Origin of the sequence: Mesorhizobium waimense (assembly GCF_003601975.1) — a bacterium.
GTDB lineage: Bacteria > Pseudomonadota > Alphaproteobacteria > Rhizobiales > Rhizobiaceae > Mesorhizobium > Mesorhizobium waimense.
Genome location: NZ_QZWZ01000026.1, coordinates 83,858 through 93,638 on the forward strand (window position 1 = coordinate 83,858; position 9,781 = coordinate 93,638).

Consider the following 9,781-nt stretch of genomic DNA (forward strand, 5'->3'; position numbering starts at 1 on the left):
TACAAAGCAGGGCTATGACGACGTCTCATGCCGCACGGCTTTCCAGAGCGAGCGGCGGCGCCAACTCGTGTATGCGCGCATTGGGACAAACCCGTCTAGCGATATCGCAAAGATGCTGGTGATGCGTCAGGTAGATTACCTGACCCACTTTGGCCATGTCGGCGAATAGCCGGAAGGCCTCCTCGGCACGGAAGTCGTCGAACGTCTCCATGATGTCGTCGGCGATGAAGGGAACAGGAGTGCGAGATTGAGCGAACTCGTGGTAGCCGGCCACTCTGAGCGCGAGATAGAGTTGGAAGCGCGTTCCCTTTGACATTTCCTGCGCCAGCTTGGAACTCCCATCAGCCCCGATGCCAATAAGCACTTCGGTGTCCTTGTCAGGCTGGGTCGCCAGACCGCGATAGGCGCCGCGGCTGATCACCTGAAAAGCCTCCGAGGCGCGAAGCATCATCGAACTGCGATGCTTGTCGCGATAGAGGCGCAAGGCTTGCTCGGCCGCGACGACGCCGGCCCTGAGGCGGAAGTACCTGAACGCCTTATCCTCGATTTCCAGGATGACCGTGCGCCGTTGCTCTTCAAGAGCAGCCACGGCACTATCGCCGTCGACGGCATCCACCTCGTCGGACGCTTTGCTGTATGCCGTAAATAACTCTCGTACGCGCCGATCCTGATCGTCAAACCGGGCTCTGAGTTCTACCTGCTCGGCCTCCAGCGCAGGCCGATCCGCGGCGTCAAGCATCTGTTCGACATCGGCCATGTCCTGGATTGATAGCGCGTCTCGGATTTCGCGTTCGATGATATTGGACCGCCGGCGCAAGTCTCTCCTTTGCTCGATCATGCGCAGCTTTTTCTCTGCCTCCTGCAAGCATGATACTCCGAACAGCTGCGTCATTTCAGATTTGCGTCGCTCGCAAACCGCGATTTCAGCCTCCAGGTCCCGGTTTTTGAGAATCTGATCCTCCAGAGCAAGGTGCTTGGATTCCCTTTCCGCCTTTTTCGATCGGGCCTCTTCCACTCTGGCGGACATCAGGGCCCAAAGTCTCGGGGCACTCTCTGCTGGTTGCTCCAATCCGAGTTCTGCGGCCATGGCTGCAAGCTCGCATGAGAAGGCAGCCTGATCTTCCTCCATCTTGGCGATGCGATCTGCCAAACCGGCTTGTCGTTGAGCGGCCGGGCCGAGCTCGGCAAGTCTGTCCATGACCTCCTTCACGGTCGTGAGGCTGGGGATAGTCCCTCCCGCGCCGAGCCAGCAGCTCTTGCAAACCTCAGCCCATGACGCGTCCCATAGCGCCTGGTCGGCAGTTGCCGTTTCAAGGGCTGACTGGCGGGAAGCCTGCTCCCTTTCGCAGCGTTCAAGTTGCTCCCTCAGATTCTTGTTTTCGACTTCAAGATCAACGGCGGATTGGGCCCTGGCCAAAAGCGCTTCATAAGAGTCAGAGTGATCCTGGGAAACGGCTGCCGCCGATAGTGCCGCCGAGAGCCGGTTGCGCGCCGCCGAGCCGTCCGCTTCCGCCTGGCGTAAGTCACCTTCGGCCTCCCGGAGCAAGTCGGCTGTCGCGAGGACCATTTCGCGGCGTCCCAGCCATGCCTCAAGCCCACCTAGCTTGATCTCGCCAGAAACAGTCAGAGCCATTTTCCGAGCGGAATCCAGAATCTCGGCCCTGATAGCTTCGCGTTCCGTCTTCGCCGCGTTCAGCAGCTCCGCTGAGCGCTCCAATTCCGCTTCCGCGACGAAGAGCCTCTGATAGGTTTGATTCAGCTTCGCCAGGTCGCTCATCTGTCCCAGCCGTGCGCTGGTGATCAGGTCGTCTTTCCGCAGCTCGATCTCAAACGCCGCAGCGGTCGATTCATTGAGCGCGTCACGATGCGTAGCCCATGCCGCTTCACGCGCGGATCGCGACGTCGCTGCCTCATGATCGTCCACAACGCCGGTAGAATTCTTCAGCGCATCCACTTCAGCTCGCAAACACCGCAGCTCACTCGTGAGGCGCCCGCTGTCATCGCTGTAGTGATCGACCTCGGCTTTCGCTTTAGACAGAGCTGATTTCCAAGCCTCCAGCTCAGAAGGTGCCGGCACTCTCATTTGCCGTACCTGGTCAAGGCTTTCAGCCCACGGTCGGAGATCCGACATCTGCTGCGCCAGTGTTTCTTTCAAATCCACACGGGAGCGTTCCGCGACACGGCGGCGGGCTGCATGATCATTCTCTCGAAGAGCCGAGAGCTCCCTCGCTAGCGCCGCAATGGCTGCGCTGTTTGTGATGGCGGCGGCTTGGCTCGAGAGGTTGCTCCGCAACTCAATCAGACGGCGGTTTACCTCATCGGCTTCGCGCTTTGCATTTTGAACCGTCGCGTCGATACCGGACCGGCGTTCAACGAGATCTCTGATGCTCCCAGAAATGCGACTTCCGAGCATCAGGCTGCTTGGCTCGTCTTCATCAGGGCGCTCGAGAAGCCGCAGAATATTCGCAATTTCCCGGTCGACTTCCGTCAGTTGCAGGCGACGGTCGGGCAGATCGCTTGCAGCGGTGACATAACGGGCGTGCAACTCGCTGATAGCATCCATCCTTTGCCCCAAGGTGAGTGCGATATCGTCGAGGGCAATGGCATTGAGCCCTTTCTCAAGCTCGGCCATTGACTCTTTCGCCGTCTCCCGCTTCACAGCAAGCTCAATGTCCTCCTGACGAAGTGCCGGCAGTTCGTTTCCCCACGAAGGCGGCGCCTCGGGAATATCTTGCAACTCGGCGAGACCGTCACGGATGTCACGCAATTCCGCCAGTCGTGGCAGTGCGGTCACCAGGTTCCTGATCTCGTCCAGCCGCAACTGCGTTCGGGTTCGGTCGGCCATCGCTTCGTCATAGTGTGCCAGTGACCGCTCCTTGGTTTCCACCATCTGGCGGTAATGGGTGGCGAGCGTGTCAATCTTCTCTTTTCGCTCCTTCAGATCGGAAAGCCGACTTTTCAAGTCGCCGATTTCACTGCTGCGGGCACGGAGTTTGAAAAGGCCGTCGGCCTGCGAACGCAATTCAACAAGTGTCTGACTTAGTGCGGCCAATCCTGTGCTTGCCGAAAACAGAAGCTGTCCGAGATCACCCTTGCTGGCCAGGATGCTCTCGCCGCCTTCCTCAAGGGTGTCATCGTCGAGTGAAAACATCGCGCAATAGACGTCCCGTTCAACTCCACCAAGCCCGCCGAGTATCAAATGCTCGCCGATCGGCTGATCACCCGGACCAAGCAAACTGCTTTGGGGTTTCTTGATCCGGACAAGCTCCCGGGCAACACCATCGATGTCCAATGCGGCCCCGATGCGCATCGTTGAGTATGGATGGAGGAAATCATAGCGGCTGCGGGACTCGATGCCGAAGAGGAGGTCGAGGAATGCAGATAGGGCAGTCGATTTGCCCGCCTCGTTCGGACCGTAGATGATATGTAAATCCGGACGGCCCGGCTCCATGGGCCCGAAGTCGATGTGCTTGTCGGTGAATTTGCCGTAGCGGGTAAGGTCAAGCCGGTTGATGCGCATCACGCCACCTCATCCTGTTTCCGACGATGGAGCCGTGCGAGCACATCTTCGACCCCCTCCTGCGCGAGCAGGCGCAACGTGGCCCGAAACTCCTCCTGATCAGTACCGAAAGTCCCTCTGCTTTCTGGTGGCAGATGACCACGAAGCTCCTCCCCAATATCGATGAGCGCGGCGTGGTAAGCCTCCGAGCCGATGATCTCGCTTCCGACAAGCTCTCGAAGTTCGACGAGTGGATCCCCGTTGGACTCATCTGCGGAAACGAGGTCGGTGCACTGGATCTCCACTTTCTCGATCCAGGTCCGGCCAATGCCAGATGCCCTGTGCTCGGCTTCGGTCATGATGAGGTCGGCATCGTTTCGGAGCTGCCATGCGAGCGGCGTTCGTCCGGTGAAGGAAAGCCGGACCACAAGATGTTCGGAATTTGCAACTACCCGCGCAGCCCCCAGGGTGCCCGCAACGGTGGTCACCACCTGACGCCAATCTGCGACGCCATCGAGGTCGATCGCGACGCGCTCGAACTGTGCGATGCTGGTGAACTTCTCCTCAATGTGGACGGTTCGGTCATCAGCGATCGTAACAAGACTCACCGATTTCGGACCGGATTCGTTGATGTCGCGCCCCTGGGGCATGCCAGGCATTACGATCGTGCAGCGTCCGGTGCTGATTGACCGCTTGTGAATGTGACCCAGCGCCCAATAGTCGAACTCTGTCGCCTCCAGATCCGAGACGTTGCAGGGTGCGTACGAATCGTGCCCCGGCGTTCCTGCGAGGCTGGTGTGCAGAAGACCTATGTTCACAGCGCCTTCGACCCGTGGCTTGTACTTTCCAACCAGACTTTCACGACACTGGGCCTGCGCAAAGCTAAGCCCGTGAATAACCACAGGGGTCGCTTGATCCAATTCGAGCGAGATAGCCTCCGGGCGCCCACCGTAGACTTTTACGGTTTCCGGGTACGTCAGTTCTCTGGTGATCTTCGACAACGCATCGTGGTTGCCCCGGATGATGAATACCCGCACTCCGGCTTGGTCCAGTCGGCGGATTTGCTCGGAAAGGAACCGCGCAGTTTTCATGGAGGTCTGATCGCCGTCGTAGAGATCACCCGCGAGAAGAAGCGCGTTGACCTGCTCGGATAGGCAGAGATCGACGATATTGACAAAAGCACGCCGCGTCGCGTTGCCAATCAGTTCGCCTAGTTCCGGGTTGCGCAGCGCCAGCGACCGAAGAGGCGAATCCAGGTGAACGTCCGCCGTATGAACAAATCGAAAAGCCATGCCCTCACCTTTTGCCTTCGCGTGAGAAGGCTTTGATTCCCCGAAACAGATACTGGGCTGCGCTTAGGTATCTGCCTAGGCTCCCAATCCCTCGGGATTTCAGGTTTCCACAGGCTAATGACAGAAACTGTCACCAGGCAGGGATCGTGTAGTTCCCGCGGTTCAAAGCTGTTTGGGAAATTGCATTCTATGGAAGCGAGGGAAAGTCAGAGCGCTGGTGCGTCTCGACCATTCTGCGAAGGGCCTCCGGCGCCACGACCTCAACCTTGTCTCCCCACATATAGAGGTGCCAGCACATCTCCATATGACCGGACGCCCAGAAACGCACGAGCAGTGAACCGTCGGATTGATCCTCCAGGATCTGAGCCGGATGGAACAGGAAAGTTCGTGCATGCGGCGCTGCGTCAGGCTTGAACTTCCAGATGACTTCGCCAAACTCACTGTCGTTCTGAAAAGCTCCGAACGCCTGGCGCGCATGCGCATGAATGTCGAAGCCGGGATCACGTTCGAAGACCTCGCCGGTCAGTTCCGCACGTTCGATCTTCTCAGCCACGAAGTGCCGGAGCGGACCCGCGCGATCGGTTGTTGGCCTGGCCACCAGATAGCGTCGGATTCCGATCAACACTCCGTAAGGTTCGACCACTCGCTCGGTTGATGTCGCTGACCCGCGGGACTGGTAGACGATCTTCAGCCGCTGCGACCCCTTAAGCGCCGTTGCTATGGTCGAACCCACATGCGGCGCCAGCCTTGTCGTAGGCCCCGGACGGGCTGCGAGACCCTGCGCCTCAAGCAATGCTTCATAGTCAGTTTCCAGACGTGCGATCCGATTGCCCGGCACCAGCGCTAGCATCTTTTCTCGCAAAGAACGGAGTTGCTCGGCCTCCAGACCTTGAGCATTCCGTTCCAGTGTCTCGATCGAGAGATCCAGCGCCGCCAGTTCATCGGGAGTGAGCGTGAGCAGATCGCGCAGGGCTCCCGTCTGTAATCGCCAGCGTTTACGCCCATCGTCTTCGAAGCTGGGTTCGGTATCGGGAAATTGAACTTCGAGCGTATGCAGCATCCGCTGCGCCGTGCGTTTGGATACGCGAAACCGCTCCCCGACATCGTCAACTGTCACGCCCATTCTTCGGGCTGCAACATACGTTGCAAGCTCAATCAGCTGCTGCGCCTTCTCAAATGACATCGATCTTCACCAATCCGGGTGACAGCTATTGTCATGAACAGTGCTTACGGTTCTATTATGCGTTGGGTGGGGAAGTGAAATGAAACTGGAAGGCAAGAATATCTTGCTGTCCGCATCGGACCTGATGCGGTTCATGGGCTGCGTTCATGCCACGGCGATGGACTTGCGTTACCTTCGGGGCGAGCCGTTGCTGCCTGCGCAGGACACAGAGGACGCGAAGATCCTCCAGCACTACGGTGACGCTCACGAAGCGGATTATCTCTCGAAGCTCCGCAACGACGGTTTGCGCATCATCGAATTCAGCCGGGAAAAGGATCTAGCTGTTGCGGCTAAGGCGACGCGGGAAGCGCTATTCGAGTGCCCTGATGTCTTGTTCCAAGGAGCCTTTTTCTCTCCGCCGTGGGGCGGCTGGTCCGACTTCCTCATCAAGGTGGACAAGCCGTCGCTGCTCGGCCCGTTCTCGTATGAAGTGGTCGACACCAAGCTGAAGCGCAAGCCTGACCCGAAACATGTGCTGCAACTTGTTCTGTATTCGGACCTGCTTGCAGAGGCCCAAGGGGTCGAGCCAGAACATGCGCATATCCAGTTGGGCAATGGCGAGCGGTTTTCGTTCCGGCTCCTGGAGTATGCTGCGTTTGCTCGTCATGCACGCAAGCGGCTGGAAGACTTCGTGGCCGATCCCCACGACACGTCGCCCGATCCGGTCAAGATGTGCGGGCTTTGCCGCTGGCGTGAAGACTGCACCAGGCACTGGCAAGAAACGGACAGCCTGGCTTTGGTGGCCGGCATCTCAAAGACCCAGCGCAACAAGCTGACTGCAGCCGGTATCATGACAATGGCCGCGCTCGGTCAGTGCGATACTCGGGTTCCAACACTTGCCGAGGCAACGCTATCGAAACTGAAGACCCAGGCTCGGCTGCAAACGGCTCGACGAGCTGGGGGGCCGCCAACTTTCGAGTTGAAGCCCTACGATCCCGCTCGTGGCTTGGCGCTGCTTCCGCAGCCGGACCAAGGAGATCTTTTCTACGATATCGAAGGCGACCCGTTCTACGAAGGCGGCTTGGAATATCTGCATGGGGTGTGGTTCGAAGAGCATGGTACCGGTACTTTCCAGGACTTCTGGGCTCATGATCACGCACAAGAGAAGGAAGCACTGCGGCGGCTGATGGCCTTCTTCGAGGATCGGCTCCGCCGGTTCCCACGGGCGCACATCTACCACTACGCCGCGTACGAAATTTCCGCTCTGCGGCACCTGACCAGCACTCATGGTGTCGGCGAGGCACTGCTGGATCAAATGCTGAGGGAGAACAGGTTCATCGATCTCTACAGCGTTGTCTCGGGTGGATTAATAGCGTCAGAACCGCGCTATTCGCTGAAGAACCTGGAAGCTTTCTACATGGAAGCACGCACTGGCGAGGTGAAAACCGCCGGTGGCAGCGTAGTCGCCTACGAAAAATGGCGCGAGACGGGCGACCAAAGCATTCTCGATGAAATCCGCGACTACAACCGGGTTGACTGCATCTCCACGCAGCTGCTCCGCGACTGGTTAATAGCCGAGGTGCGTCCTCCAAACATGGAATGGCGGGATCCCGGAGGGGCGGACGAAGACGCCGGCTGCAATCTTGAGAGAGTTGCTGCCGAGCAAGCGGCCGCGAACGAACTGAGGGAGAGGCTGCAGCCAGTTCGCGCGCAACTAGGGGATCGGCTGGCCGACCTGCTGTTTGATCTGAGCTACTTCCACCCGCGAGAAAAGAAGCCGGCCTGGTGGTCCATCTTTGACAAGATAGGGAGGGAGGCGGATGAACTGGTGGATGATCTCGACTGCCTCGGCGGGCTGGAGGCTGTTTCGGCAACGGCTGTTGCCGGCAGCTATTGGCAGCGCATGTACGAGTTTCCGGCACAGGAGACGAAGATCGACGTGGGAGATTGCCATATCGAGGTGGACGGCCTGCCATCTTCCGCGAAGCTGATCGAGATCGATCGAACTAGCAATCGCGCGGTCGTGCAGTTTTCAATGAACCGCTACGATGGTGCACCCGAATCGACGTCCCTGGTTCCTGCAGGACCGCTGGATACCCGGACCATCGAAGGCGCCATTCAACGCGCGGTGGCCTCAATCATTCGGGATGATCAGCAGTTCCCGGCAATCCTGGATTTCTTGCAGCGTTCCAAACCTCGCTTTCTGAGCCAGGGTAGACTGACGAACATCATCGATCCGTCTTCAGATGTCGTTCCGCAAGTCGTTATCGCGGTCGGTGACCTCGATCGCAGCACAGTGGCCGTCCAGGGACCGCCCGGCACCGGAAAGACTTACGTCAGTTCCTGCGATATCCTGGAATTGGTCAAGCGAGGAAAGCGGATTGCAGTCGCCTCCAACAGCCACAAGGCCATCGACAATCTGCTATGTGCGGTTGCCGATAGAGCCAACGAAGCCAGCACGCCGATCGCCATAGCAAAGAAGGGGGGAGACGGCTTCGACGACCCGTATGGCTTCATCTACGTCGCGTCCAAAAATGAAGACAGTCAGTTGATCACGGCTTCAGTGGTGGGCGGGACGGCTTGGCTGCTCTCGAGGCCAGAATTCCAGCAGACTTTCGACTATTTGTTTGTCGACGAGGCTGGCCAGGTTTCGGTAGCGAACATCGTTGCGATGGGCACCTGTGCCAAAAACATCGTGCTGGTTGGAGATCCTATGCAGTTGCCTCAGCCAATTCAGGGTGCCCATCCTGGAGAAAGTGGGCTGTCGTCTCTAGAGTATTTGCTCGCCGGGCATAACACTGTTCCGGCCGACTTGGGCATTTTCTTGCCAACATCACGCCGGATGCATCCCGATGTGTGCCGGTTCATCTCCGACATCATTTACGAGAGCCGGCTCGTCTCAGATGAAGGCGCCGCCAGGCAGGCGATCATGTCAGATGTCATTCAATCCTCAGGTGTTCATTTTGTGGAAGTTCAGCACACCGGTAACAGACAGGTCGCTGTCGAGGAAATCGATGCTATCCGCCGCGAAATGGAGCGCCTCATCGGAGTGAGGTTCCGTGATCGTGATGGCAAGCAAAGAATCCTGAGGCTTCAAGACATCCTGATCGTTGCGCCCTACAACGCGCAAGTGAACGCCCTGAGAAGGTCGCTGCCTCGTGGTTCACGGATCGGAACCGTCGACAAGTTTCAAGGGCAGGAAGCTCCTGTCTGCATAGTGTCCATGACCACTTCGTCGGCGGATGAAATCCCGCGGGGCGTCGATTTCCTCTTCAGCCTCAACCGGATCAACGTCGCGGTTTCGCGGGCGCAGGTGCTTGCCTTGGTTTTTGCGAACCCACGGCTCCTGGAGGTTCACTGCAACAACGTTCACGAGATGCGGCTCGTAAGCACGTTTTGCGCCCTGCGGGAATACAGCGGGAGTCAGATGGATTCAGGCCCCCCAATTACCTCGAAAGAGCGAGCGGCATGACAGGAAATGGCTCCCCCCTCTCCTACCTTCCAGGGGACAAGGAGGGAGGAGAGATCAATGTATACGCGCCATGCAGAAATCCGCTGCCAGCAGCGGGGGATCAAGCCGGAGGTCATCGACGCGATCCTCGCCTATGGGCGCCGCAAGCGGCGCTTTGGTGCCGACGTCTATTTCATGGACGGTAAGGCCAGATCTCGCGCCATGGCCGAGCTCGGGCGGAGCTATGCTAAGAGGCCGTTTGGAAAATCGGAAAATTGGGATTTCGGCGGAGGCTGGTTTGTGATTCAAGCTGTGGATGTGGACCGAACAGAGCCGTGGCCGGATGGCCAAGATCGCCAAGAAGACCAAGCGCTACC

General features: G+C 58.5%; 4 protein-coding genes and 1 pseudogene. 2 read left to right on the forward strand and 3 right to left on the reverse strand.

All coding sequences use genetic code 11. The features are described from left to right. Nucleotides 1–25 precede the first annotated feature (25 nt). From D3227_RS26925 to D3227_RS26935, 3 genes are all read right to left on the reverse strand, one after another. On the reverse strand, nt 26–3,520 hold the full coding sequence (locus D3227_RS26925) for an AAA family ATPase (RefSeq protein ID WP_120017296.1): 3,495 nt from the start codon (nt 3,518–3,520) through the stop codon (nt 26–28). After that, on the reverse strand, nt 3,520–4,791 hold the full coding sequence (locus tag D3227_RS26930; RefSeq protein ID WP_120017297.1) for a metallophosphoesterase family protein: 1,272 nt from the start codon (nt 4,789–4,791) through the stop codon (nt 3,520–3,522). The genes D3227_RS26925 and D3227_RS26930 overlap by 1 nt, the downstream gene beginning before the upstream one ends. 187 nt (nt 4,792–4,978) lie before the next feature. Beyond that, nucleotides 4,979–5,974 (reverse strand): helix-turn-helix transcriptional regulator, encoded by a 996-nt coding sequence (locus tag D3227_RS26935; RefSeq protein ID WP_120017298.1) that lies wholly within the window; start codon nt 5,972–5,974, stop codon nt 4,979–4,981. A 79-nt stretch (nt 5,975–6,053) separates the two neighbouring features. Here D3227_RS26935 and D3227_RS26940 point away from each other — a divergent pair, with 79 nt between their 5' ends. Continuing rightward, complete coding sequence (locus tag D3227_RS26940; protein ID WP_120017299.1) at nt 6,054–9,425, forward strand: TM0106 family RecB-like putative nuclease; 3,372 nt, start codon at nt 6,054–6,056, stop codon at nt 9,423–9,425. 57 nt (nt 9,426–9,482) lie between these two features. Then, a pseudogene (locus tag D3227_RS26945) lies at nt 9,483–9,781 on the forward strand (DUF4258 domain-containing protein); the annotation flags it as partial.